The following is a 23,675-nucleotide window of genomic DNA, read 5'->3' as shown; positions in this document are numbered from 1 at the left end:
ACACAGGCCTTCATTGCAACCGGAATTAGCTGCCCGCCGTACGCTTTGTCTGCGTGCGGTTACCGGCAGCGTCGTAGGCATAGGTGATCTTGGAGCCGTCCGGATAAAGGACTTCGATGACACGCCCCAGCGCGTCATACTTGTACTTGGTTTCGCCTGCTGCCGCCGTGCCCGCCATCAGGCAGCCGGCCAAGGCCAGCAAAGACACAGCGGTGCGTATCGCGTTCAACATGAATTGCCCCCTTCGGTAACAGCCGTGAATTGACCATAACCCAATTCGCTCCCAACGCAATAACCCTTGCGTGCAATTTTTTTACAGGGCCGGAAAGTTGATCGATACATGACTCTGGCCGCCGGCCATCGGATAGGCGCCGCATTCCGCCAGAGCCTGGATGGCTTTCGACTCCGACACCAGCCGTTTGGGATCGCTGGCCGAAGCCTCTCCGCGCAGAATCACCGGCGGTTCCGCCAGCCCCCCGCCCGCCGAAAACGTGACCTCCAGCGTCACAGGCACCGTGTGTTCATCCAGTACCTTTCTCCAGCACGGCGCGATCGCCGCCCAGAGATCATCGCCCTCGCCCTGGGTCAGACCGCCAACACCCGTTGCGCCGCGATTGGCTTCGCTTGCCCTCTCGGAGGTGGACGGTTCGGTCGCAGACACCTCGACAACCTTCATCGCTGCGAACTCGCTGAACACGGTGTCAGCGATCTCAAACACCGGTTCATCCGAAAGTTCCGCAACGTCCAGCTGCGTCAGTTCCTGCAAATCCTCGGCATCCAGCCGCTTGACCTCAACCTGCCGCGGCGCCGGCTGAGCATACTCATAGAGCGTCAAATCCACACCCTGGCCCACGCCCATGCCGTCGCCAACACTGCCGCCGGCCGACAAGCCACCCATCCGCACGGCCGGCAACAGAAATGCCAGCAGGACCACAGCATGCAGCAGCACTGATCCCGACACAGCCACCATACGCCGTCGGCGATGCAGAAGTTGGAAAGCCCTACTGCATACCGGATGATCCAACGCTAGGTGCACAGCCGCCCGCCCGGCCTCAAGCCAGATGCGACCACGCTCTACAAGATTGGAAAATTCCCCCGCCATACGCACACCTCTATAGCGGGTAAAACATGCTTTTCGCGCAGGTTCAAGAGGCGGATACACCCATGCTTGCCGGACATTTACCGTCCAGCGCCTGGGCTTGGCTACAGAACGCCATCTTCACCCCGTCCGCCGGCAGCATGTACCAGTCCGACAGGTTAAAGCGGGCCGCGGCGACTTCAAATACCGCCAGCCGCGTCTCCGCCAAACCGGGATTAAGGTCGCTGCCGTCCGGGTCGGACATGGCACGGTCGTCACGGATGGCCTCGGTCAGGGCCTTGTCCGGATTGTAGACGACACCCTTGCCGTCGACCAGTCGCATCACCGGAAACGCCTTGTCCGTCAGGGGCTTATCGCCGGCATTGTGCACGGTCCAGCGCACCGCCACGGCCACGGCGCCTTTTGGAGCCTCAGGATAGTCGACGATCGACCACATTTCGTTGACCACCACCTCGGCGTTGCCGACCTTCACGGTCTGGTCGATATAGTGCACCCCGGCCGCCACAGACGACGAGGCCGCAGGAACGCCACCCTTCGGAGAACAGGCGGTCACCGCAATCAGGACGGTACAGGCAAGAAGAACATGGCGCATGGCAGCCTCGCGGTTTTCGGTTTCGGCCATGCAGCGCCGCGCGGCATAAAAAATCGATCGCGCAACACTCCCGCTTCCGGCAAATTTACATGTCACCTGCCTGGTTCAGCTTGACGTCGGCCTGATGCGGCACCGTCACGGCATCGGCCTCCACAATAAACCGCACCACCGCCTCCAGATCGGACGTGACCAGCAGTGCGTGGCTGAACGCCCGTTCCGCCGCCAGTTGCCGGATCAACGGCAGCAACGGCTTGCGTTTATCCATCGGCCGGTCATCGGACGTCGAAAGGGCGTCACACGGACGGTCCCAGTAGTCGCCATTAAAGAAAATCATCGGCGTCGCTGCCGTCCCTGACGCGCAATAATAGTTCTGCACCGCGTCCTGGAAGATTTCCTGCACCGTGCCGGCATTGCCTTCGAAATAGAGGATTCCCTTGTTCGCCCAGGTGACCAGGCCGTCCTCGCGCAGGCTGTTGTAGAACATCTTGGCATGGTGGCTGGCGAACAGGTTCGGCGGCTCGTGACCGTAGAACCAGGTCGGTATACCCAGGCTCTCCTGATGCCCGGCCGGGGCCGCGTAGCCCAGGATCGCCCGCCGCGCCGCCAAAGCGCTGGCCCGCCAAGCCGCCGAGCCGAACGGCGCGTTGGGCAGCAGACCACGCACCGTCTCGACCAAAGCCGGATCCGCCCCGGTCAGCAGGGCGCCCAGATTGGCTGCCTCCATCAAGCCCGGCCCGCCACCGGTCAGGATCAAAAAGCCCTTTTCCGACAAGGTCTTGGCAATCGACACACACTGCCAGTAGACGTCAGGCCCGGCATCGACCTGGCGCGGCACATCATGCCCGCCCATGATCGCCACCACCTTGCGCCCCTCCAGGAAGCGCATGACGTCGCGTTCCTGCACCGAATCGTGCAGCCGCGCCGAAATCATCTCGGCCAGGCTGAGCGCGCGCGGCTTTCCCGGTCCCTCCATGAACCAGCGAAAGCCCGCATGGTCGGGCGTCGCCTCCCAGTTGCTGCCGTCGTCCCGCAGGCCGGCATACAGGTCCATCGCCGTGTAGACACCCGTGTCGAACGCCGGCAGGTCCGGCGGCAACAGCTTCAGTTGGGCCAGCACACGCGCGCCGTCCGCCAGCCACGCATCCATTTCCGGTATCGATGTCAACACCCGCATGGGGTTCCCCCTGTCGGAAAAACGAAACCCCTCCGCAGTCGCCTGCGAAGGGGTCTGTAAAACGCAATCAGCCTTAGCTTACTTCTTCACCCAGCTGCCCGAGGCGTCCTGGTAATATTCACCCGAACTCAGCTTCGGCAGGATGACATTGACGAAGGCCGACTGGCCGGCGGCTTCGATCGACACGCCGTTCTTGGCGGCGGCCTGACCATAGACCTGGCGGCGGCCTTCGTTGATTTCGACGACCGCGGCCTGGGTGGCGCTGTCGGCACCGCCGACAACCCCTAAGAAGCCGTCGGGCTTCTCACCGACCGTGCCGGCGCGCTTGGCGGCATCGACTGTGGCCTTCGACGAAGCGATATCGGCAGCGGCCGGCGTGACCAGGATGGCGGCGACGCTGAGGCCCGAAGCGGTCACGGCGACGGCGGTCAGCACGGCTTTGAAAAATTTGCTCGTTTTCATGGTGTTTCTCACTCAGATCACGCGGTTAGAACAGGTTCGGGTTCTGCTGCACCAGGGCCTTCACGTCCTCGTCGAGCTGAACCTTCACATTGACATCGAGTTTGGCGTAGATGGGAGCCAGATTGACGTTGACGTTCACCGACGGCGTACATGCCATCAACGCCACCGCGCTCGCCCCAGCCACAGCCATAGCAACTGCCTTCTTCATATATGGCTCCTCATCCCGCCGTTCCAACAGCGTGTGTCACAGTAATAAGAGATATAGGCTGAACCGTGGCTGAACGGAAAGCATATTTTCCGCATATAAAGCCGTGTGCTAAGCCGTCGTCGCACCTTACGGAATTTGTCATGCTGCTCAGCGCCTCCCCCTCCCCGGCCGCCACGGTCCTCAAGCGCAAGGGCCGGCTGAACATCTGGCAATCCCTGCTGTTGCGCGCCGTCCTGGTGCTGGTCCTGATCGGTATCGCCCTGGGCGGGCACCTGGCCGACCGCGACGGGTTGAAGGACAATATCGACGGCCAGGTGTCCTTAACCGACGTGGTCTATTTTACCGCCATCACCATCACCACGGTCGGCTATGGCGATATCGTGCCGGTATCCGACCGGGCGCGCATGTTCGACACCTTCGTCGTCACGCCGGTACGGCTTTTTATCTGGATCATCTTCTTCGGCACGGCCTATACTCTGGCCTTGAAAAGCACCTGGGAGCAGTTTCGCACACGCATGATCCGCCAAGGCCTGAAAGACCACATCATCGTCTACGGCTACGGCGCCACCGGAGAGGCGGCCGTCACCGAGCTGCTGCGCCAGGGCGTGGCGCCGGAATCCATAGTCGTGGTCGATCAGCACGCCTCGCGCATTGCAGCGGCCACCGAGCGCGGCGTCACCGCCATCGAAGGCGATGCCACGGTCAATGCCGTCCAGGAAGCCGCCTGCATCCGCACGGCACGGTCGGTGGTGGTCTCGACCCACCGCGACGACTCGACCGTGCTGATCGTGCTCAGCGCGCGCCAGATCAATCCGAAAGTGCCGATCAGCGCCACGGTGCGCGCCTCCGAGAACGAAAGCCTGATGCGCCAGGCCGGGGTCGACAACATCATCAATCCGGTCAGCATGGGCGGACATCTGCTGGCCCGCGCTTCGGAAGGCGGCCATGTTGTGGACTATATCGCCGACCTGGCCTCGGCCGACGGCAAGGTGGTCCTGCGCGAGCGCGAAGTGACGCCCGCCGAGCTCGGCCGGCCGCTGAACTGTATCGAGACCGGGCTGGGCCTGCGCATCTGCCGCGACGGCCAGGTCTACGGCTATTGGGAAGCCCAGGCCCGGGCGCTGCAGGCCGGCGATGTCATCGTCGAGATTACCCGGACGGAAAAGGCGGTGGAGTAGTTATTGCACTGCCTTTTTACTGCACTGCCTGCGGTTTCGCCGCCGTTCGCACATTGAACGCCGTCAGGTCGTCCAGGATCTCGTCCAGATTGATCGGCACTTCCAGATATAGCTCGACCGGCGTGTCCGACGGCAGCTTGATCGGCTTCTGCATCCACTTGCCGGTAATATAGTCATACAGGCTGATCTTGGCCTTCTGCTTCTGCGGCGGCGAGAAACGGCCCTTGATATGGAAGTTGATGTTCAGCTTGCCGCCCGGGATCGAGTTCAGGCGGGCATCGATCTGGTCGTAGTGAATCCATTCCATCGCCTGGAAGGCCAGGTCCTGGAACGGGTTGAAGTTCGGATCGGCCTGAGGCGCGACCGGCTTAGGCGCGTTCGGATCCTCCGCCGTCACCGTGCCAGTGGCCGCCATGCCGGTCACCGACGTGCGCTTGATCGAAATCAGCCCTGCGGCGTCGGACTTCATCAGGCCATCGGAGATGCTGACCCGGCCATTCTCGATCTTGAAGGGCAACCGTCCGCTCAGCTTGCCCTCCATGGTCATGGAGGTCGCCAGGTCGGTGGCCGCGATGATCTTGCCGAAGTCGAGCCCGTCGAACTTGACAGCCCCGGAAATTGCCGACTTGCCATCCAGCGGCAACACCGCCGGCTCCAGGAACAGCGGCCCGCCCGGGCTTTGCACCACGGCACTTTCCAGCGCGATGGTCTCACCCTTGAACTGCAGGCTCAGCTTGAGGTCCGACAGCGGCACACCGACATCCATTGAGTCGATGCTGATCATCTGGCCGGGATCGCTCAGCATCGGCGCCAGCGACGTAAAGACGATCCGGCCTCTCAGACCACGCGAAATGCCCGTGGCGCCGACATAGTCCAGCCCGTCCAGTGTCATGACGCCGCCGCTGCCTGATGTCGTCTTGTCCCAGGTGATGGCGCCGTTGAAGGTCGCCTTGCCGGTGACATCGCGTGAGAAGATGGCGGCAACCAGCGGGCTCAGATAAACCGGCTGCAGGCCTTCCGGCGAGAAGGTCAGGTAGTCGGCCGTCGAGAAGCTCAACGACCCGACACCCGTCACGTTATTATTGTCGAGATTGACATTGGCCAGCTTGTGCTTGGTCGACTGAACTGCGGCGATGAAACGCCCTTTGAGCACCTTGGCGTCATTGGTCAGGGTGCCGGTCAGGGTCAGCGGGTTGAAGCGCTGCTGCTCGCCGGTCAAACCATCGGTCAGCACGCCGGCGGTCAACCCCATCTTAAGGCCGACAGCCTCCGCGCCAGGAATCGCGAAGGCCTCCAACGGCCCCTCGCCGCCACCCATTCGCGCCTGCAGGTTGGGTGCGTTCAGGTTCAGCCCGCTCAGCGCCCCGGCCACCCGGAAACCGCCCTTGCTGTCCATCGCCAGGAAGACCGGGCCGGTCTGGGCCAGTTTCAGCGACACATCGGTGAAGTTGTCACCCAGAACGGCCGAAGCGGCCGTAACCGTGGCGGGCTTGGCCAGGGTCACGGCAAACCCGGCGTCAGCGGTGGTAGTGAACCGGCCCTCGCCTTCGAAACGGCCGCCCGATACCGGATAAAAGTCGAAATCGGCCTTGGCGGCATAGGTGCCGGCGAACAGGCCGGTATCGGTCAGGCCGACGTTGTTCGCCGTCAGAGCCACACTGGGCAGGTCGGGGCCACTGAGCGACACACCGAACGCACCGACCTGGCTACTGCCCAGCAAGGGCTTCTGCGGATCGGGCACGACCGTCGCCTTGCCGCCACCGCTTAAGCCCAGCTCGATCGGACTGCGGGCCTTCAGCGTAAACTGCGCCGGGGCGCCGGCCTCGGCGGTGCCGTTGACCGACAGGTTCAAGCTCTTCGCCCGCAACGTAAAGCGCGTCAGAGCCCGGTCCAGCATGACCACGGCATCGGGCGGCGGCGGGTTGGGCGCGCCGGGTACCGGCGGCTTGGTGGCCAGTTCGGCCTCAGCCTTGACGCGTGAGGTCGCCATGGCTTTGAGACCGCCATAGCTGCCAGCGTCGCTGGCCACATCGCTCTGGATGTCGACACCCCAATGGCCGGTCGTGGCATCGCTGCCACCCGTACCGGTCAACGACAGGCGCATCCCATCCAACGCGATGTCGGCCACAGCGACATGGCCGACCGTGGCCGTGCCGCCGAAGTCGGCTTCGACGCCGTCGCCGTCCACCGCCAGGGCGAAATCATTAAGGTTGAGGCGCGCGTCCTTGGCGAACAGGTCGTCCTGCCGCAGGGCGCCGGCCGAACCGGTCACCGGCCCCTTGATCTCGATCGCCGCCGGCTCGGTCATCGACAGTTTGGCGGAAACCGCGAGGTTCTGGCCATCCATACGGATATCGCGGCTGTCGATATTGCCCGACATCACGCTGTCGGCGCGGGCCAGCAGACGGCCCTGGCCTGTGAAGGCCGTACCCGTCAGGTTGGCGCCGCTGGCCGTGGTCTTCAGCGCGCCCTTGACGTGGAGATTGGCCTCCAGCCCGCCCATGTCGGCATCGGCCGTCTGGACACCGGCTGCCCTTATGGCGACGGTATGCTCGGTCGGTCCGCTAAAGGCCTCGGCCACAGATGTGGTCTTGCGGTAGGGCAGCAGCGAGTCGAGATCGAGCGTGACATTCTGCAGGTTGGTCGGACGGCGGCTGACATCGGCGGTTTCCACCGGATCGGCAGCGCGCATCTCCCAGTCCCTGGCCTCGAAACGCGCCTGGACATGGAGCTGGTCGCCCGGGCCGGCCACGCCGACACTCTTGGCCGTTATCACACCGCCCAGCAGTTCACCCGACCCCATCGGACCCGACAGCTCTGCGCCGGGCATTTCGACCTTGGCAAATGTAATCCGGCCCTGCGTCAGAGTCAGGCCACCACGGCCACGCACCAGGCCGTAGTCGGTGACCACGCGCACCGTGGCGTCGTCAATGACGATCGACTCGGGCGGCGGCGCGTCGGACGGCGGCGCCGTCAATGCACTCTGGATCAGCTTGTCCAGCGAACCGAAATTGAGCTTGCCGTCCTTGAAGCTGAACTGGACCAGCGGCCGGCTGAGGTGGATACGGCTGACCCGCGCCAAGGGCTGACCACCGCCGGAAAAAGGCTGAAGCTTATAATCGACATCGAACTTGCCGATGGAGAATTCCGGCTCCTTGGCTTCACCGACATAGAGCTGTCCGGACGCCTGCCCGAAGCCCAGAGAGGTGATCTTCAGGTGGGCGCCCTCGACCCCCTGCCCCTTCAGCCAGTTTTCGATGGCGACGGTGGCGATTTCCTTGCGCGCCGCGTAGGTGACGATGCCCAAAGCGGCGGCGCCCCACAGGGTCAGCCAGAGCCAGCTCGAGGGACGGATACCTTTTCGCGGCGGCCGCGGGCCGCGCGGTGCGCGGCTGGCAGGCACGCCAATACCGTCGTCGCCCCCCAGATCGACGCCGTCACGCGGCGCGCCGTCCGGCGAAACCGGACGGGAAAAGCTGTCGCCGCCGCTGCTATGCACCGGGAACCACAAGGCTTCATCATCGCTCAGGGACGGACTTTTGCTCATATTCAGACGGGTTGGGCTTCTGCGCGCTCTGAGGTTTGGTAAACGACTATATCACTCAAACTTGTTAAAAATTGTGGACACATTGCTTTTCTTTTTTCCCTCGAAGTCACCATTTCCGCCACAAATCACGGTTATCCAGCCTTGACAGTGACATTTTGGGTTCAGTAGCGTTTTGCGTAAATTTTTCACGTCTTTAGAAGCCCTTAGGCGCAGACTCCTCGCGAACACGGTTTTTGTAAACCTTTCGTTAAGCTTTTTTAAGGCTCATTTTAACCAAGAGCCCGTAAAAGTGCGGTCCATTCACCGGTCCGGAGGCAATGAAAGTCGCCTCATTTTCGCCTTTTTTCGGCGTAAGCAGGGCCTTTCGCGAGATCAAGACTCAGGTCAAGGTAGCCCCTCAGGGTCGGTAAAGACGGATATGAACGGACGTAAAACCGCAAATATCCTGACGTCCGACGTCTGTAAAACCAGGACGTTTTCGACAAGCATGGCTCAACACGATCCCCGCCGACAGCCCGTCCGCGTAACGCCGATGATCTTTGCATCGGCGACCGCTTTGACTCTGGGCGTGCTGTTGTGGAACGTGCTGCAGCCGGTCACGGGCTTTTCCCAGCCGCTGGATCCTATCGCCGCCATGGCGCTGGAAACTCAGGCCTTCGCTGAAGCCGCCGCCCGCCCGGGCTACAACCAGCCCGAAGACGTCGCCATTTCCGTACGCGCGGGTGAAACCCTGGCCGACGCCATTGTCCGCGCCGGCGTGTCACCGGGTGAAGCCAAGGTGGCTGTGGGCCTCCTGTCCAAGGCGTTCGACGTCAATGCGCCGCGTCCGGGCCAGAGCCTGGAAGCCGCCATTGCCCGCCCGCTCGATCCGTCCAAGCCGGCGCAACTACTGGGCCTGACGGTCCGCACCGGCCCGGCCAAGCAACTGGCTCTGACCACATCGGGCGACGGCGTCATGCGCCTCCGCGCCCTGGAAGAACCCATCCGTGCCGAGCGCCGCGTGGCGATCGGTGAGATCAACGGCTCGCTGTTCACCTCCGCCGCTGCCATGGGCGCCACCCCGTCCCTGACCCAGCAGGTCGTCAAGCTGTTCGCCCACAAGGTCGACTTCCAGCGCGACATCAAGTCCGGCGACACCTTCAAACTGGTTTTCGACCGTAAGGTCACCGAAAGCGGCCGCACCGTCGAGGCAGGCAATCTGCTCTATGCCGAGATCGAGGCCAAGGGTGGCATCGACCGCTTCTATTCCTTCCAGGCTCAGGGCGCCAAGACCGTCGAATACTACGATGAATTCGGCAAAAATATCAAAGGCTTCCTGCTGGCGACCCCGATTTCCGGCGCGCGAACCTCGTCCGGCTTCGGCATGCGTTTCCACCCGATCGTCGGCTTCATGAAGATGCATACCGGCATCGACTTCGCCGCGCCGACGGGCACCAAGATCGAAGCCGCCGGCGACGGCGTCGTGGTCGATGCCAAGTGGTGGGGCGGCTATGGCCGCTGGGTCCGCATCCGTCATACCAGCGGCTGGGAAACCGGCTACGCCCACATGTCGTCGATTGCCGTGAAGCCGGGCCAGAAGGTCGTCCAGGGCCAGGTTATCGGCTATGTCGGCACCACCGGCCGCTCGACCGGTCCACACCTGCACTTCGAAGTCTGGAAGGACAAGCGTCCGATCGATCCGCGCAGCGCCAAGGTGCCGCAGTCGAACACACTTACGGGCCCTGACTTGATCGCCTTCCGTGCCCGCAAGCGCGAAATCGACACCATGGTCGCCATGGCCGACGTCAAGCGCACCGACGGTTCGGGTGACAGCCTGGCCATGCAGGCCGGCGCCTATCATTTTGAGAACGAGGACGCGACCAGCCGTCCTGCGGCCCTGGCCCAGACCGACCCGGCGCCGGTGCGCACGAACGGCCGCGCGCAACTGCGCCCGGCCCTGTCGTCAACCCGCGGCGCACGATAATCCACCAGCCATACCTCCCCGCTCGCGGGGAGGTATGGCTGGTGCTCGGTTCTACCAAATCGGATCGGGCGGGAAGCCCATCAACGCTTCCTGGATCCGCCGCAAACTCCCGCCGTTGATATTATCCGGCAGCTTGTCCAGCGCGAAGAAGCCGACATTCTTGATCTCGCCCTGCGCCTTCATCTCGACCGGCTCCCACTCGTCGACGCGGAACAGCAGCACATGGTCGCCAGGGAAAAACTGCTCGTTGGAATGGACCGACAACAGCTTGGGCAGTTCCAGCGGATGAACCCCCGCCTCTTCACGCAACTCGCGCGCCACGGCCTCATGCGCCGTCTCGGCCGCATCGACCCCGCCGCCCGGCAGCCACCAGCCTTCAAGATAGGTGTGCTCGATCAGCAGGACGCGCTGGTCCTTGTCCAGCACCAGGCCGCGCACGCCCAACGTCTTGCCCCGCGTTGTTCGCGACAGGGCGAAAAAGAACGGGCGCGAGTAAGGCTCGACAATTCTCTTCCAGTCTTCCATGGCTCTAGATGTGAACGTCCTGCGACCATTTCGCAAGTGGACAATGCAGGACATTTCAAGAATTTAATCAGCCTACTTGCCCGTTTTGCCCGACACGTTTAACAGGGACAGAAATTCCGGAGTTTTTTTGCCATGACCGCCATCTACGTCCTCGCCGGCTACCTCGTTCTGAACATCGTCCTGAACCTGATCGACTTCCGCCGCGTTGACTAAGCGGGCCCCCAAGCGGGCCTTGGTCACCGGCGCCGCCAAGCGCATCGGCCGGGCCATAGCCACGGCCCTGGCGCGGCAGGGCTATGACATCGCGGTCCACTACAACCGCTCGCGCGACGACGCGCTGGAACTGGTCACGGAACTCGAAACCATCGGTGTTCGCGCCGCCCCGGTCGGCTGCGACCTCAGCCAGCCGGCCTGCGTTGCCAACCTGATCGCCGATGCCGTGAGGGCCCTGGGCCCGCTGGATGTCCTGGTCAACAACGCCTCGATCTTTGCCGACGACCGCGCCGCCACGGTGACGGTCGACAGCTTTACCACCCACACCAATACCAACCTGCTGGCGCCCATCCTGCTCAGCCAGGCCTTCGCGGCGCAGACCCCGATGCCCGATGGCGCTTCGATCATCAACCTGATCGACCAGCGGGTGCTGAAACCCTCGCCGCCCTTCTTCAGCTATGGCCTGTCCAAGGCGGGCCTGTGGCATGCTACCCGCACACTTGCTCAGGCCCTGGCGCCGCGCATCCGCGTCAACGCCATCGGCCCGGGTCCGACGCTCAAATCCATCCACCAGAGCGACAAGGATTTCGAACGCGAAGCCCGCTCGACCCTGCTGCAGAAGCCGACCTCGCCGGAAGAGGTGGCCGCGGCCGCAGTCTACCTGCTCAGCGCCCCCAGCGTCACCGGCCAGATGATCTGCGTCGATTCAGGCCAACACCTGAACTGGAAGACCATGGACATGTTCGACCTCTAAACCGACCAAAAAAGACAGCAATATAAATAACTTAATCCCTCCCCGTTATACGGGGAGGTGGATTATTTGCTGGAAGCAAATGAGACGGTGGGGGATTTGGCCCGCAGGTGTTTCCCTCATCTGCAAACCTCTTCTTTAAGGGTCGTCGCCAAGAAATCGCCCCTCGCCAAACGCGCTATTTTCGGCATAGATAGTCATACAATAAAGACAGGGACAATGCACATGACCACTTCCCGCCGCGCCGCCCTCGCCGGCCTGACAGGCCTGACAGGGCTCGGCCTCGCTTCTACCGCCAGCGCCGCCCCGGCTGCGATTGACGTCAAAAAGGCGCTGAAGCCGTGGGCCATCAATCTCGACACATGGTTCCGCGAACTCCCTTTCCTTGAAAGGTTCGCGCCCGCTGCCAAGGCCGGCTTTACCACGGTCGAGTTCTGGCCGGTCAACCGCGAGGGCGTCGACGCGGTCAAGGTCCGCGCTCTTCTGGATCAGCATGGCCTGAAGGTCTCGCAATTCGCCCCGGCGGCGCCGGCCTTCTCCGATCCGGCCAAGCACGCAGAACTGGCCGATATGATCAAACAGGCCATCGTCGACTGCAATACGCTGGGCTGCAAGGCGATCACCCTGGTCGGCCATGCGGTGGTTCCCAACCTGTCGCGCGAAGCCATGCTCAGCGGCTATACTGCTGGCCTGATGCGCATCGCGCCGCTGCTGGAAGCTGCCGGCGTCATGGCCCTGGTTGAGCCGTTCAACACGGTCAACCACCCCAACCACCTGCTCAACGGCTCGCGCCCGGCGGTGTCGATCTGCCGCGCCGTCAATTCACCGATGGTCAAGCTGCAATGGGACTTCTACCATATGCAACTCGAAGACGGCGATCTGATCGAGAAGTTCCAGGCCGGCATCGACCAGGTCGGCTACGTCCAACTGGGCGATGTCCCGGGCCGCCATCAGCCCGGCACGGGTGAGGTCAATCACGTCAACCTGCTGAAGGCCATACGCGCCGCCGGCTATACCGGCGTCTTCGGGCTGGAATACATGCCGCTCGACCAGGACAATGACCGCGCCTTCAGGGACGCCGCTACCCTTTCGATTGCGGCAGGGCTTGCCTGATGAGCAACCCCAAGGTCGATTCCTACCTGGCGCGGGAAAAGTCCTGGCACGACGCCTTCGTCAAGCTGCGCGCGATCGCCCTGGCCTGCGACCTGACCGAGGACTTCAAGTGGGGTCATCCCTGCTACACGCTGAACGGGCAGAACGTGGTGCTGATCCACGGCTTCAAGGACTATTGCGCCTATCTGTTCTTCAAGGGCGCCCTGATCAGCGATCCCGACGGGGTCCTGGTGCAACAGACGGAAAACGTCCAGTCGGCGCGCCAGATCCGTTTCACCAATGCCGACCAGATCGACGGCATGGACAACCTGCTCAAGGCCTATATCCATGGCGCCATCGGCGTCGAAAAGGCCGGTCTGAAGGTCGATTTCAAGCCGACCTCGCAATTCTCCATGCCCGAGGAGTTCCAGCTTCGCCTGGACGAGGACGCGGCGCTGAGGATGGCGTTCGAGGCTCTGACACCGGGCCGCCAGCGCGGTTACCTGCTGCACTTTTCCTCGGCGAAACAATCCAAGACCCGCGAGGCCCGCATCGACAAGGCCGCCCCGCAGATCCTGGCCGGCAAAGGCCTGGACGACTAGACCAGGATACGAAGACTAGATTTTTCAATATCTTATCCCTCCCCGTTATACGGGGAGGTGGATCATTTGCTGGAAGCAAATGAGACGGTGGGGGATTTGGCCCGCCGTAATTTTCCTGTTACGATGGCTCATATTCTGGAAGGCTTGGCACATGCTCAAACCCCTGATCGCCGTCCTGGCCCTTGCGCTTACAACGCCTGCCCTCGCCGGCACCGTCCACACGGCCCAGGGCGATATCGAGGTCATTCCGGACAAGACCACCACCGCCTATCTGGGCCTCCCCTTCGCTGCACCACCGGTCGGCGAACGCCGCTGGAAACCACCCGCAACACCGGCCAGTTGGACCGGTACCCGCAAGGCCGACCACTTCGGCGCGGACTGCCAGCAGAACCTGACGCCCGGCGGATTGGGCCCCTGGACGCCGGAATATCTTCCGACCGGACCGGTCAGCGAAGACTGCCTCTACCTCAATGTCTGGACACCCAAAACCGCCGACGCAAAACTCCCGGTCCTGGTCTGGATCCATGGCGGCGCCTTCACGGGCGGGTCCGGCGCCGTGCCGATCTACAATGGTGCGGCCCTGGCTGACAAAGGCATCATCGTCGTCACGATCAATTACCGCCTGGGCGTCTACGGCTTCCTGTCGCACCCGGACCTGATGACCGAAAGCGGCGTCTCCGGCAATTACGGCCTGCAGGACCAGATCGCCGCCCTGCAATGGGTCCACGACAATATCGCCGCCTTCGGAGGTGACTCGTCCCGCGTCACGGTAGCCGGTCAATCCGCCGGCGCCGCTTCCGTCCATGCCCTCCTGGCCAGCCCCAAGGCCAGCGGCCTGTTCAGCCAGGCGATCGCCCAGAGCGGTTCCAGTATCGGCTTGCGCTTCGCCGACCGGTCGAGCGCGGACGCAGACGGCAAAGCCCTTGTCACCGCCGCCGGCGTCGCTAACCTCAACGACCTGCGCCGCCTCAGCCCGGCCGACCTCGACACAACGGTGCGCAAGAGCGGCCTCGCCTTTCGCCCGATCATCGACGGCAACGTCCTGCCCGGCACGACGCCGATCAACGACGTCCCTATCATGACCGGCATGACGGCCAATGAGACAAGCGCGCAGAGCTTCTTCCAGCCGGACACCCTGACGCCTGACTCCTACCGGACGATGATCGCGCAGACCTATGGACCGCTTGCCGATCAGGTTCTCAAAGTCTATCCCGCGGGCACCACCGACACCGAAGCCCGGGCCTCACGTGACGACCTGGCCCGCGACCAGGGCCTGGCCGCCATGGCCTTCTGGGCCGGGGACCGCATGCAATCCAGCCGGCAGCCCATCTACGCCTATCTGTGGACCCATATCGAGCCGGGACCGGAATCGGCGCGCTACCGGGCCTTCCACTCGTCAGAAATACCCTATGTCTTCGGCGTACTGGATACACCTGGGCGGCCGTTCACCGACACCGACCGCGCTATCTCCGAACAGATGATGGCAATCTGGGTCAATTGGGTCGCGAACGGCAATCCCAACCTATGGCAGCCCTACGCAACGAGCGCCCCTACGATCGCCATCCTCGACGAAACGGTATCATCGCGCCCGATCCTCCTGCCGGAAAAACTGGCCCTGTTCAGAGCCTTTTTCGGTCGCGGCAGATAAACCCTACCGCCGCCGCTTGGTCGTGCCGAACATACCGCGCATCAGCTGGCCGACAATGGCAATCCCGACCGAGCGGATGATCGGCACGGCCACCTGCTTGACCGTCTTCAGCGTATCGGCCGTCGCCTTAGCCTTGGCCTTCTCGTCGGCGACGCGCTGGCGTTCTTCGTCCTTGGCCGCCTGGACAGCCGCTTTCGCAGCCGCCTTTTCTTCGGCAGAAGGCGGCGGGGGCGGGGCATCGGCCGCCACCTTGGCAGCGCGCGCCGACAACAGCTCATAGGCCGACTCGCGGTCGCGCTCAGTGTCGTACATGCCGCCGACCGGCGACGCCGCCACGATGGCCGCCCGCTCCTGTTCTGTGGCCGGCCCCATACGCGACGCCGGCGGCCGGATCAGGGCGCGCTCGGTGATATTCGGCCGCCCCTTCTCGTCCATCAGCGACACCAGGGCTTCGCCGGTGCCCAGTTGCTGCAGCACCTCCAGCGTGTTGAACTCGGGATTGACGCGGAACGAGTCCGCCGCCGACTTTAAGCCCTTCTGTTCCGACGGCGTATAGGCGCGCAAGGCATGCTGCACCCGGTTGCCCAACTGCCCGAGCACGGCATCAGGCACATCGGCCGGGTTCTGGGTGATGAAGTAGATACCGACGCCCTTCGACCGGATCAGGCGGACCACCTGCTCGATTTTTTCCAGCAGCGCCTTGGACGCCTGGTTGAACAGCAGGTGCGCCTCGTCGAAGAAAAACACCAGGCGCGGCTTTTCCGGATCGCCGACCTCGGGCAGTTCCTCGAACAACTCGGCCATAAGCCACAGAAGGAAGGTCGAATACAGCTTCGGGTTCTGCATCAGCCGGTCCGAGGCCAGGATATTGACATAGCCCTTGCCGCTGATGTTGGTCCGCATCAGGTCTTCCAGCCGCAGCGCCGGCTCGCCGAAGAACTTGGCCGCACCCTGGTTCTCCAACGTCAACAGGTTGCGCTGGATGGTAGCGATGGTGGTCGGGGATACCTGGCCGTAGGTGGCGCCGATCTCCTTGCTGTTCTCCGACAGGTATTTCAGCATGGCGCGCAGATCATCCAGATCCAGCAGCAACAGGCCTTCCTTGTCGGCCACGGCAAAGGCAATGTTGAGCACCCCTTCCTGGACATCATTCAAATCGAGCAACCGCGCCAGCAACAGCGGCCCCATCTCGGAAATGGTCGCCCGGATCGGGTGGCCCTTTTCGCCGTACAGGTCCCAGAAGACCACCGGCGCCGCGGCCGGCGTCAGGTCCAGGTTCATCCCCTTGGCGCGTTCCAGCAGCTTTTCATTGGGCGTTCCGGGCTGCGACAGGCCCGACAGGTCGCCCTTGATATCGGCGGCGAAGACCGGCACCCCAGCATCGGAAAAGGCCTGGGCCAGGATCTGGAGCGTGATGGTCTTGCCGGTACCGGTGGCGCCGGCGATCAGGCCGTGGCGGTTGGCGCGGCTGTACAGCAGGATTTGCGGATTGGTACCTTGGCCGACAAAGGCTCCCGGCAGATCGGACATTGAGTCGCTCCTCTAAGACGCGACCGTTTTAAAGGATCGGTGTCCCCGGCGCCAGTCTGCGCGTCAGCCAATCCTTCAGCAGCCGGCGCATCGGCATTTCGAAATAGAGGAAGCTCAAGCGCGCCAGTCCCAGGGCGATCGCCATAAACAGCAGCAACACCAGCGGCGAGGCAAAAAAGCCCGCCCGCACCTCAAACGGCAGGTGCGCCAGCCCGACCATGATCATCAGCTGCAACGGAAAATGGATCAGGTAAACCGAATAGCTGACATCACCAACCCAGGCCCATTTTTCGAGCTTGTCGGCATTCAGCCACTTCCCCTGCTGCAGACCCAGTGCCAGCAAGGTCAACGGCACCAGGACATAGACAAAGCTGTCGGTGCTGAACAGGACGGATTTCGAGCCGATATCGTGGCTTTCGATCCAGTCGCCGACCGGTCCCCAGATCAGATCATGCCCAATGACATAGGCCACCAGCCACAGCGCCGGCACCAGCCACACCAGCACCCTCTCCACCCGTTCCAGCCACACCGCCCGGGCATGATCTCTCAGATACTGTACGGCGTAAAAGATCAGCCCACCCAGAAAGAAATTCGGAATACCGCGCGTGAAGTCCGGCGCCGGCTGGGGTTGCAGATATTTGAACAGCAGCCCCAGCACCACCACAGCAGCAATCATCGAAGGCTTGTTCAGCCGCAGAGCACACAGGGCGAAGAAAACGCCATAGAGAAAGACCTCGACCGAGATCGACCACGACGGCCCGTTGAACGACATCTGCGCCCCGGGCAGCCACTGATGCACCATGAACAGGTTGAGCACGAACTGGCCCGGCGAATTGTCCTGATAGATATAGGCCTGGCCATATAGGCTGACGAACACCCACTGGATCAGAGCGACCGCGACAAAGGTCAGGAAAAACAACGGATACAGCCGCGAAAACCGGGCGATAAAGAAGCTGCGCAACCCCACCCGCCGTTGCGACACGGCTTCCGCATACAGCCAGAAAAAGACATAGCCCGAGATCGAAAAGAACAGCTCGACGAAGAACTGGCCATAGACATAGACCGGCGCCAGCAAGGCATAGAGCGGCATGCGGGCATAGTCGAAATTGCCAGTGTCATCGAGCAGGAAGTGCTTGTAGTGAAACAGCACCACCATCGACGCCGCAATGCCGCGCAGGATATCCAGTTCGAAAAACCGGGCCTCAGTGCTGCGCGTGGTGTCCTGAGTCAAGGTCGCGCCTTGTCTACTTTTGCCGTTCCACGCTGTACAGCGCCAGGTTTTCTAACGCGGCGCGCCACGGGCCGGGCTCGAACACCGAAAGCGCGGCGCGGGCCTTGTCGGCATAGCCGCGGGCGACGGCGCGCGCCTGGTCCAGCGCTCCGGACTCAATCATCAACCGTTGCGCATGGGCAAAATCGCCGTCCTGCTGCTTGCGCTCGCCGATGGTGCGGGCCCAGAAGGCCTCGTCCGTCGCCTTGGTCGCCTGCATGGCCAGGATCAGCGGCAGGGTCGACTTGCCCTCGGCAAAATCGTCGCCGGCATTCTTGCCCAGGTCGGCGGCATCGCCGTGATAGTCCAGCACGTCGTCCTGGATCTGGAAGGCCAGGCCCAGGTTCAGGCCATAGCTGTACAACGCCGTGATCTTGTCTTCGGAAGCGCCGGCGGCCACGGCGCCACTTTCGGACGCCGCCGAAAACAGAGCAGCAGTCTTCGACGAAATGATCTCGATATAGTCAGCCTGGCTGAGGTTCAGGTCGAACGCCTTCATCAACTGCAGGACTTCGCCTTGGGTGATGACGGCCGAAGCCTTGGACAGGATGTCGAGCGCCCGCAGCGAACCGGTCTCGACCATCAGCTCGAAGGCGCGGGCGAACAGAAAGTCGCCGACCAACACCGACGACGGCGCACCCCAGATCAGGTGGGCGGCGACCTTGCCGCGGCGCAGGGACGACGAGTCGACGACATCATCGTGCAACAGGGTGGCGGTATGGATGAATTCGACGGCGGCCGACAGCTTGTGATGGTTGTCGTTGCGCACCTCGCACAGGCGCGCGGCGGCCACGCACAAAAGCGGGCGCAGGCGCTTGCCGCCGGCGGCGATCAGGTGCTCGGCCAGGGCGGGAATGACGGCGACTTCGGACTGCATCCGGGCGGTGATCAGACTGTTGACCTTGACCATGTCCGCGGCGGTCAGGCTGACCAGGGCGTTCACGTCGGCTTTGGCGACCGGCGGGCGTACAGTCTCGATATTGGCCGAATCCAAGGTGTTAACTCCTGACACAAACGGTAAAGGCCATAAACCGCCTTGACGGTGCAGGCAATGGCCCGCGATAGTAAACTTCAACCGTAGCTGCCATACAGGCGGCGAAATGATCAGAAAACAATCTCTTATGGGGACCGAGACCGCTTCATCACCGGTTGATTGTGCCACAGAAACCACGCCGACGCACCTGCTGGGCGGGCGCGTCAAAGTGATGCAGCCCGCCAAGGGCTATCGCATCGGCATGGACGGCGCTCTGCTGGCCGCGGCCTGCGCCGGATTGGCGCCGCGCGGGAAGGCTTTGGAACTGGGCTGCGGCGCCGGCGGCGCCATGCTGTCGCTGAAGGCGCGTTGCCCTGATTTAGCGCTGACCGGCATCGAGCGCGAACCGGCCTACGCCGAACTCGCGCGCGGCAACGCCGCCCTTAACAGCCATGACGATGTGACAGTAATGACCGGCGATATCGGCGCCGGTTTCAAAACTCTGGGCCTCGACCGCTTCGATCTGGTGTTTAGCAACCCGCCCTTCTTCGATGACCCGGACACCCTGCGCCCGCCGCATGAGGCCAAGCGCCCAGCCTGGATCGCCGATGACGGTTTGGGCGCCTGGCTGGACTTCGCCCTGGCGGCGGTGAAGGACGGCGGAGACATCGTCTTCATCCACCGGGCCGACCGACTGGGCGACATCCTGACCGGCCTGTCGTCAAAGGCGGGTTCCTTCCGGGTACGGCCCATTCAACCGTTTATCGAAAAGAACGCCAAAAGAATCCTGGTCTGTGGCAAACGCCTGGGCAAGGCGCCGCTGCGCCTGTTACCTCCGCTTGTTCTGCACGACCAAGGCAACCGAAAACACACACCCGAAGTCGAAGCGATCCTACGCGGCGAAGAGGTCTTGGGGTGGTAATTATTGTCGTGAAACACGACGGGCAGCATAAAGCAGAGCTTGCAATACGTCTTCCCGATCAAGAAACGGATAATCGGCAAGTAGGTCGTCAACTGATCTCCCGCTTCCCAGTTGCCGCACAATCATGCTCACAGTGACGCGAAAGCCGCTGATACAAGGTCGACCTCCCATAATTTGAGGGTCTGTATTAATCCGAGTTAGCGTCATTTAATCTTCCAACACCATGACTGCTTACCATAGCGGCCATGAGAGACCAACTTATCCTCCACCGCTTGCGGGGGAGGTGGCGAGCAAGCGAGGCCCCCCTTGGGCCGAAGCGTGTCGAGACGGAGGGGGCGTTACAAGCTCCGAGCTTCGGCTCCCTCAGCTTCGACGCGCTACGGTTTTGCCTTCGCTTGCTCAGCACGGCACGGGCCGCCCCGCTCCCCCGCAAGCGTTGGAGGATAAGAACAGCTCATCCCTTCGCCACACCATCCAGATATGCCTTCGTCGCATCCAGCAGATTATCCCTCAACGCCTCCCGCCGGGCATTCAGATCCGGACTGCCCGCATCGTAATCGGCCATAAGCCGACGAACGAACGCCCCAGACTGCACATCCTGCAAAACCCCCGCCATCTCCGCTTTCGATGAATCATTGATTATTCGCGGACCGGTCAGATACGCCCCATATTCCGCCGTGTTCGAAATCTTGCCGAAGCCGCCCGACATCCCCAGTTCCCACAGCAGATCGACCACCAGCTTCAACTCGTAACAGGTCTCGAACCACGCCACTTCGGGCGGGTATCCGGCATTGACCAGAGTCTGGAAACCCGAAGTCACCAGCTCCCGCGTCCCGCCGCACAACACCACCTGCTCACCGAACAGATCGCTCTCGCATTCGTCCTTCATGGTGGTCTCGAGAATGCCCTTGCGCCCACAGCCCAAAGCCGCCGCATAGGACAGTCCCAGCGCCTTCGCCCGGCCGGAAGCATCCTGATGGACGGCAAACAGACAGAACACCCCGTCGCCGACCACATAGATGTCGCGGATGCGCGGACCGATCCCTTTCGGCGAGACCAACAGGACGTCAACACCGGCCGGAGGCACCACCAGACCAAAGTTCACCGACAAGCCATGCGCGAAAATCAACGCTTGATTTTCTCGTAAATAGGGCGCGACCTCGTCGGCAAACAACCTCTGGTGGGCCTCGTCGGAGGTCAGCACCACGATAACGTCCGCCCACAAGACACCGTCCGAAACCGTAACGATTTCAAAGCCGTCTGATTCGCACTTCACACGTGTTTTCGAGCCCGGCTTAAGTGCTACCTTAACTTGCGCCACGCCGGAATCGCGTACGTTGAGCGCATGGGTCCGCCCCTGTGAGCCATAACCGATGATCAACACGTTCGACGCCGCAATCAGCGACAGGTCACAGTCGGCATCACGATAAACGGGAAGGGACATAGCGGTTGGCCTCGGCTATAGTGATCAGAATCGCTGCCTATCTTAAAGTACCGCCCATGTTCGACCATCCGGAATATCAGTATCTCAACCTGTTGCGCGACTGCCTGGAAAACGGCGTGCGCCGGGACGACCGGACGGGCACCGGCACCTACGGCCTGTTCGGCCGCCAGATCCGCTTCGACCTGAGCCAGGGCTTCCCACTCCTGACCACCAAGAAGGTCCATTTCAAGTCGGTCGCCGTCGAGCTGCTGTGGTTCCTGCGCGGCGACACCAATGTCAAATACCTGCACGATCACGGCGTCACCATCTGGGACGAATGGGCGGATGAGAACGGCAATCTCGGCCCGGTCTATGGCAAGCAGTGGCGCTCATGGACCTCCCCCGACGGCCGCACCATCGACCAGATGGCGCAACTGGTCGAAAACCTGAAGACCAATCCGAACTCCCGCCGCCACGTCATCTCGGCCTGGAACCCGGCCGAGGTCGAGGACATGGCCCTGCCGCCGTGCCACTGCCTGTTCCAGTTCTTCGTCGCTGACGGTAAGCTATCGTGCCAGCTCTATCAGCGCTCGGCCGACATCTTCCTGGGCGTGCCGTTCAACATCGCCTCCTACGCCCTGCTGACCCACATGGTCGCCCAGGCCGTCGGCCTGAAGCCCGGCGACTTCGTCCACAGCTTCGGCGACGTCCACCTCTACAGCAACCACATCGACCAGGCGAAGACGCAGCTTGAGCGCACGCCCTTCGCCTTCCCGACCCTGGAACTGGCGCCGAAGACCGACCTGTTCGGCTTCGACTATGCTGACCTCACCATCGCCAACTACCAAAGCCACGGCGCGCTGAAGGCGCCGGTCGCCGTATGACCAAACCCAAACTGGCTCTGGTCGTGGCCATGAGCGACAACGGCGTCATCGGCAAGGACAACACCCTGCCCTGGCGGCTGCGCTCGGACATGAAACTGTTCAAGGACATCACCCAGGGCAAGCCGATCCTCATGGGCTCGAACACCTGGGACTCGCTGCCGAAAAAACCCCTGCCCGGCCGGCTGAACCTGATCCTCAGCCGCGACCTGAAGTTCGAGGCCCCCGGCGGCATCATCTGCGCGACGATGTTCGAAGCGCTGGATATCGCCAAAGAACACGCCACCGACGACGGCGTCGATGAGATCTGCGTCATCGGCGGCGCCAATGTCTACGCCCAGACCCTGCCCAAGGCCGACCGGCTCTACGTCACCCACGTCCACGCCACGGTCGAAGGCGACACCCACTTCCCGGCCATCGATCCGGCCGTCTGGCAGGTGGTGCGCGAAGAGACCTTCACCAAGGCCGAATTCGACGATCACGATTTTACCCTGAAGGTCTACGAACGGGCGAAGTGATCTGGCCGAATTCCCGCGATTGGGTTAGGCTCGCCCCATGACCCAGCGCCCGCTTCTGATCGCCGCCGGCTTCGCCTTACTGGCCGCCTGTTCTCCGCCCAAGGCCGACACGGCGCCGGCCGTCTCCGTCGAGCCCGTGCCGCAGCCGACCCTGACTCAGGCGCCCGGCGGCTTCAGCATGGGCTCGCCCATCGCCTGCGACATCGGCAAGGACTGCGTCATCCAGCAATATGCCGACCGCGATCCGAACAAGGGCCCGGCCAGCGACTATACCTGCGGCGGCGCCACCTATGACGGCCACGACGGCACCGACTTCCGCATCCCGGACAAGGTCGCCCAGGCGCGCGGCGTCGCCGTTCTGGCCGTGGCCGACGGGGTGGTGGCCGGCGTGCGAGACGGCGCGCCCGACTGGGAGGTCGGCGCCTATAACCAGGCCGCCGTGCCGTCCGACCGGGCCTGCGGCAACCGCGTGGTGGTCATCCATGGCAATGGCTGGCATACACAGTACTGCCACATGCGCCAGGGCTCGATCAGTGTGAAGGACGGCCAGAAGGTCAAGGCCGGCGACAAGCTGGCCCTGGTCGGACAGGCCGGCTGGGCGGCATTTCCGCACCTGCACCTGGGCGTATTCAAGGACAACAAGCCCGTCGATCCGTTCAACCTGTCGGCCTCGTGCTCCCCCACGACAGCAACCACCCTGTGGAACGCCGGCGTCAGACAGCAGATGGTCTATGCCGGCCGCCAGATGCTCAATGCCGGCTTTGCCCCCGGCCCTGTGACCATGGATGCCATCGAGCGCGGCAATATCCCCATGGCGACCAGGTCCAGCCCCGCCTTGGTTGCCTGGGTCCGCGCCATCAACCTGCAGTCCGGAGACGTTCAGACCCTGACCATCTACAAGCCCGACGGCAAGGTCCTGGTGACCTCGGCCCAGCCTATGCTGGACCGCAACAAGGCCCAGTACATGGCCTTCACAGGTGAACGGCCACCCGGCGGATCCTGGCCGAAAGGCAAATATCGCGCCACCTACACGGTTACCGCCGGGACCAAAACCGTTCTGTATAAAGAATTCAGTCTGGAGTTCATGTGAGGCGGTATTGACGT

The 23,675-nt window shown here is 62.8% G+C and carries 24 protein-coding genes; 10 read left to right on the top strand and 14 right to left on the bottom strand.

From position 1 onward, the window contains the following. Positions 1–25 precede the first annotated feature (25 nt). From ABAC460_RS35655 to ABAC460_RS35635, 6 genes are all read right to left on the bottom strand, one after another. A complete protein-coding gene (locus tag ABAC460_RS35655) occupies positions 26–232 on the bottom strand; it encodes an RHS repeat domain-containing protein (protein ID WP_023453487.1) in 207 nt (68 codons plus the stop codon). An 81-nt stretch (positions 233–313) separates the two neighbouring features. Then, positions 314–970, bottom strand: coding sequence for a hypothetical protein (locus ABAC460_RS35650; RefSeq protein ID WP_023453486.1), 657 nt, complete (start codon positions 968–970; stop codon positions 314–316). A gap of 175 nt (positions 971–1,145) precedes the next feature. Further along, positions 1,146–1,721, bottom strand: coding sequence for a DUF4352 domain-containing protein (locus ABAC460_RS48305; protein ID WP_023453485.1), 576 nt, complete (start codon positions 1,719–1,721; stop codon positions 1,146–1,148). Between the two features lie 55 nt (positions 1,722–1,776). Further along, positions 1,777–2,865, bottom strand: coding sequence for an LOG family protein (locus ABAC460_RS35645; RefSeq protein ID WP_155914631.1), 1,089 nt, complete (start codon positions 2,863–2,865; stop codon positions 1,777–1,779). A 78-nt stretch (positions 2,866–2,943) separates the two neighbouring features. Next, complete coding sequence (locus ABAC460_RS35640) at positions 2,944–3,327, bottom strand: YdbL family protein (protein WP_023453483.1); 384 nt, start codon at positions 3,325–3,327, stop codon at positions 2,944–2,946. Positions 3,328–3,352: 25 nt separating this feature from the next. Then, positions 3,353–3,535: a YnbE family lipoprotein gene (locus ABAC460_RS35635; protein ID WP_031236765.1), complete on the bottom strand. Its 183-nt coding sequence runs from the start codon at positions 3,533–3,535 to the stop codon at positions 3,353–3,355. A gap of 140 nt (positions 3,536–3,675) precedes the next feature. Here ABAC460_RS35635 and ABAC460_RS35630 point away from each other — a divergent pair, with 140 nt between their 5' ends. Further along, complete coding sequence (locus ABAC460_RS35630; RefSeq protein ID WP_023453481.1) at positions 3,676–4,713, top strand: potassium channel family protein; 1,038 nt, start codon at positions 3,676–3,678, stop codon at positions 4,711–4,713. A 16-nt stretch (positions 4,714–4,729) separates the two neighbouring features. On the opposite strand, the gene ABAC460_RS35625 is transcribed toward ABAC460_RS35630, so the two are convergent. Then, the gene (locus tag ABAC460_RS35625; RefSeq protein ID WP_023453480.1) at positions 4,730–8,260 is read right to left on the bottom strand and encodes an intermembrane phospholipid transport protein YdbH family protein; all 3,531 of its coding nucleotides are present in this window, start codon (positions 8,258–8,260) and stop codon (positions 4,730–4,732) included. 532 nt (positions 8,261–8,792) lie between these two features. On the opposite strand from ABAC460_RS35625, the gene ABAC460_RS35620 reads away from it, so the two are divergent. Continuing rightward, on the top strand, positions 8,793–10,223 hold the full coding sequence (locus ABAC460_RS35620; RefSeq protein ID WP_023453479.1) for a M23 family metallopeptidase: 1,431 nt from the start codon (positions 8,793–8,795) through the stop codon (positions 10,221–10,223). A gap of 51 nt (positions 10,224–10,274) precedes the next feature. On the opposite strand, the gene ABAC460_RS35615 is transcribed toward ABAC460_RS35620, so the two are convergent. Together ABAC460_RS35615 and ABAC460_RS50150 are read right to left on the bottom strand one after the other, a co-directional pair. Continuing rightward, positions 10,275–10,748 (bottom strand): NUDIX domain-containing protein, encoded by a 474-nt coding sequence (locus ABAC460_RS35615; protein ID WP_023453478.1) that lies wholly within the window; start codon positions 10,746–10,748, stop codon positions 10,275–10,277. A gap of 72 nt (positions 10,749–10,820) precedes the next feature. Further along, positions 10,821–10,988 carry a hypothetical protein gene (locus tag ABAC460_RS50150; RefSeq protein WP_162150310.1) on the bottom strand — a complete coding sequence of 56 codons (168 nt, stop codon included), beginning with the start codon at positions 10,986–10,988 and terminating at the stop codon, positions 10,821–10,823. On the opposite strand from ABAC460_RS50150, the gene ABAC460_RS35610 reads away from it, so the two are divergent. The 4 genes from ABAC460_RS35610 to ABAC460_RS35595 all read left to right on the top strand — a co-directional run bounded on the left by ABAC460_RS35610 (position 10,954) and on the right by ABAC460_RS35595 (position 15,054). Further along, the gene (locus ABAC460_RS35610) at positions 10,954–11,715 is read left to right on the top strand and encodes an SDR family oxidoreductase (protein ID WP_031236762.1); all 762 of its coding nucleotides are present in this window, start codon (positions 10,954–10,956) and stop codon (positions 11,713–11,715) included. The genes ABAC460_RS50150 and ABAC460_RS35610 overlap by 35 nt on opposite strands. A gap of 222 nt (positions 11,716–11,937) precedes the next feature. Then, positions 11,938–12,825: a hydroxypyruvate isomerase family protein gene (locus ABAC460_RS35605; RefSeq protein ID WP_031236761.1), complete on the top strand. Its 888-nt coding sequence runs from the start codon at positions 11,938–11,940 to the stop codon at positions 12,823–12,825. Continuing rightward, a complete protein-coding gene (locus tag ABAC460_RS35600; RefSeq protein WP_023453475.1) occupies positions 12,825–13,406 on the top strand; it encodes a YdeI/OmpD-associated family protein in 582 nt (193 codons plus the stop codon). The genes ABAC460_RS35605 and ABAC460_RS35600 overlap by 1 nt, the downstream gene beginning before the upstream one ends. 151 nt (positions 13,407–13,557) lie before the next feature. After that, positions 13,558–15,054, top strand: coding sequence for a carboxylesterase/lipase family protein (locus ABAC460_RS35595; RefSeq protein ID WP_023453473.1), 1,497 nt, complete (start codon positions 13,558–13,560; stop codon positions 15,052–15,054). Positions 15,055–15,057: 3 nt separating this feature from the next. On the opposite strand, the gene ABAC460_RS35590 is transcribed toward ABAC460_RS35595, so the two are convergent. Genes ABAC460_RS35590 through ABAC460_RS35580 form a run of 3 tightly spaced genes read right to left on the bottom strand, consistent with a single transcriptional unit; the run spans position 15,058 to position 18,848 of the window. Next, complete coding sequence (locus tag ABAC460_RS35590) at positions 15,058–16,584, bottom strand: helicase HerA-like domain-containing protein (RefSeq protein ID WP_023453472.1); 1,527 nt, start codon at positions 16,582–16,584, stop codon at positions 15,058–15,060. 28 nt (positions 16,585–16,612) lie between these two features. After that, positions 16,613–17,815, bottom strand: a complete 1,203-nt coding sequence (locus ABAC460_RS35585) for an acyltransferase family protein (RefSeq protein WP_023453471.1) — start codon at positions 17,813–17,815, stop codon at positions 16,613–16,615. A gap of 13 nt (positions 17,816–17,828) precedes the next feature. Further along, positions 17,829–18,848: a polyprenyl synthetase family protein gene (locus ABAC460_RS35580; RefSeq protein WP_023453470.1), complete on the bottom strand. Its 1,020-nt coding sequence runs from the start codon at positions 18,846–18,848 to the stop codon at positions 17,829–17,831. A 211-nt stretch (positions 18,849–19,059) separates the two neighbouring features. Between ABAC460_RS35580 and ABAC460_RS35575 the strand changes: the two genes are divergently transcribed. Then, entirely contained in the window at positions 19,060–19,749 is a 690-nt protein-coding gene (locus tag ABAC460_RS35575) for a tRNA1(Val) (adenine(37)-N6)-methyltransferase (RefSeq protein WP_081716535.1), read from the top strand. On the opposite strand, the gene ABAC460_RS51190 is transcribed toward ABAC460_RS35575, so the two are convergent. Continuing rightward, on the bottom strand, positions 19,750–19,956 hold the full coding sequence (locus ABAC460_RS51190; RefSeq protein ID WP_081716526.1) for a DUF433 domain-containing protein: 207 nt from the start codon (positions 19,954–19,956) through the stop codon (positions 19,750–19,752). 247 nt (positions 19,957–20,203) lie between these two features. Continuing rightward, positions 20,204–21,193: a ketol-acid reductoisomerase gene (gene ilvC, locus ABAC460_RS35570; protein ID WP_023453468.1), complete on the bottom strand. Its 990-nt coding sequence runs from the start codon at positions 21,191–21,193 to the stop codon at positions 20,204–20,206. A gap of 56 nt (positions 21,194–21,249) precedes the next feature. On the opposite strand from ilvC, the gene ABAC460_RS35565 reads away from it, so the two are divergent. From ABAC460_RS35565 to ABAC460_RS35555, 3 genes are read left to right on the top strand one after another with little or no spacing between them, the layout of a single operon-like run. Next, complete coding sequence (locus tag ABAC460_RS35565; protein ID WP_023453467.1) at positions 21,250–22,056, top strand: thymidylate synthase; 807 nt, start codon at positions 21,250–21,252, stop codon at positions 22,054–22,056. Then, a complete protein-coding gene (locus ABAC460_RS35560) occupies positions 22,053–22,571 on the top strand; it encodes a dihydrofolate reductase (RefSeq protein WP_023453466.1) in 519 nt (172 codons plus the stop codon). The genes ABAC460_RS35565 and ABAC460_RS35560 overlap by 4 nt, the downstream gene beginning before the upstream one ends. Before the next feature lie 37 nt (positions 22,572–22,608). Continuing rightward, positions 22,609–23,661: a M23 family metallopeptidase gene (locus ABAC460_RS35555; RefSeq protein ID WP_023453465.1), complete on the top strand. Its 1,053-nt coding sequence runs from the start codon at positions 22,609–22,611 to the stop codon at positions 23,659–23,661. Positions 23,662–23,675: the final 14 nt, after the last annotated feature.

The organism is Asticcacaulis sp. AC460, from assembly GCF_000495795.1.
Taxonomy (GTDB): Bacteria; Pseudomonadota; Alphaproteobacteria; order Caulobacterales; family Caulobacteraceae; genus Asticcacaulis.
The sequence above is the reverse complement of the archived record's forward strand: the minus strand, read 5'-3'. Positions and strand labels throughout refer to the sequence as shown.

What these genes read in the sequence shown, in the direction of transcription:
- ABAC460_RS35560 (WP_023453466.1), top strand. Translation starts at nt 22,053, where the DNA reads ATGACCAAACCCAAACTGGCTCTGGTCGTGGCCATGAGCGACAACGGC.
- ABAC460_RS35630 (WP_023453481.1), top strand. Translation starts at nt 3,676, where the DNA reads ATGCTGCTCAGCGCCTCCCCCTCCCCGGCCGCCACGGTCCTCAAGCGC.
- ABAC460_RS35575 (WP_081716535.1), top strand. Translation starts at nt 19,060, where the DNA reads ATGCAGCCCGCCAAGGGCTATCGCATCGGCATGGACGGCGCTCTGCTG.
- ABAC460_RS35595 (WP_023453473.1), top strand. Translation starts at nt 13,558, where the DNA reads ATGCTCAAACCCCTGATCGCCGTCCTGGCCCTTGCGCTTACAACGCCT.
- ABAC460_RS35590 (WP_023453472.1), bottom strand. Translation starts at nt 16,584, where the DNA reads ATGTCCGATCTGCCGGGAGCCTTTGTCGGCCAAGGTACCAATCCGCAA.
- ABAC460_RS35555 (WP_023453465.1), top strand. Translation starts at nt 22,609, where the DNA reads ATGACCCAGCGCCCGCTTCTGATCGCCGCCGGCTTCGCCTTACTGGCC.
- ABAC460_RS35625 (WP_023453480.1), bottom strand. Translation starts at nt 8,260, where the DNA reads ATGAGCAAAAGTCCGTCCCTGAGCGATGATGAAGCCTTGTGGTTCCCG.
- ABAC460_RS35650 (WP_023453486.1), bottom strand. Translation starts at nt 970, where the DNA reads ATGGTGGCTGTGTCGGGATCAGTGCTGCTGCATGCTGTGGTCCTGCTG.
- ABAC460_RS35615 (WP_023453478.1), bottom strand. Translation starts at nt 10,748, where the DNA reads ATGGAAGACTGGAAGAGAATTGTCGAGCCTTACTCGCGCCCGTTCTTT.
- ABAC460_RS35645 (WP_155914631.1), bottom strand. Translation starts at nt 2,865, where the DNA reads ATGCGGGTGTTGACATCGATACCGGAAATGGATGCGTGGCTGGCGGAC.
- ABAC460_RS35620 (WP_023453479.1), top strand. Translation starts at nt 8,793, where the DNA reads ATGATCTTTGCATCGGCGACCGCTTTGACTCTGGGCGTGCTGTTGTGG.
- ABAC460_RS35655 (WP_023453487.1), bottom strand. Translation starts at nt 232, where the DNA reads ATGTTGAACGCGATACGCACCGCTGTGTCTTTGCTGGCCTTGGCCGGC.
- ABAC460_RS48305 (WP_023453485.1), bottom strand. Translation starts at nt 1,721, where the DNA reads ATGGCCGAAACCGAAAACCGCGAGGCTGCCATGCGCCATGTTCTTCTT.
- ABAC460_RS35640 (WP_023453483.1), bottom strand. Translation starts at nt 3,327, where the DNA reads ATGAAAACGAGCAAATTTTTCAAAGCCGTGCTGACCGCCGTCGCCGTG.
- ABAC460_RS35565 (WP_023453467.1), top strand. Translation starts at nt 21,250, where the DNA reads ATGTTCGACCATCCGGAATATCAGTATCTCAACCTGTTGCGCGACTGC.
- ABAC460_RS51190 (WP_081716526.1), bottom strand. Translation starts at nt 19,956, where the DNA reads ATGACGCTAACTCGGATTAATACAGACCCTCAAATTATGGGAGGTCGA.
- ABAC460_RS35635 (WP_031236765.1), bottom strand. Translation starts at nt 3,535, where the DNA reads ATGAAGAAGGCAGTTGCTATGGCTGTGGCTGGGGCGAGCGCGGTGGCG.
- ilvC (WP_023453468.1), bottom strand. Translation starts at nt 21,193, where the DNA reads ATGTCCCTTCCCGTTTATCGTGATGCCGACTGTGACCTGTCGCTGATT.
- ABAC460_RS35605 (WP_031236761.1), top strand. Translation starts at nt 11,938, where the DNA reads ATGACCACTTCCCGCCGCGCCGCCCTCGCCGGCCTGACAGGCCTGACA.
- ABAC460_RS35600 (WP_023453475.1), top strand. Translation starts at nt 12,825, where the DNA reads ATGAGCAACCCCAAGGTCGATTCCTACCTGGCGCGGGAAAAGTCCTGG.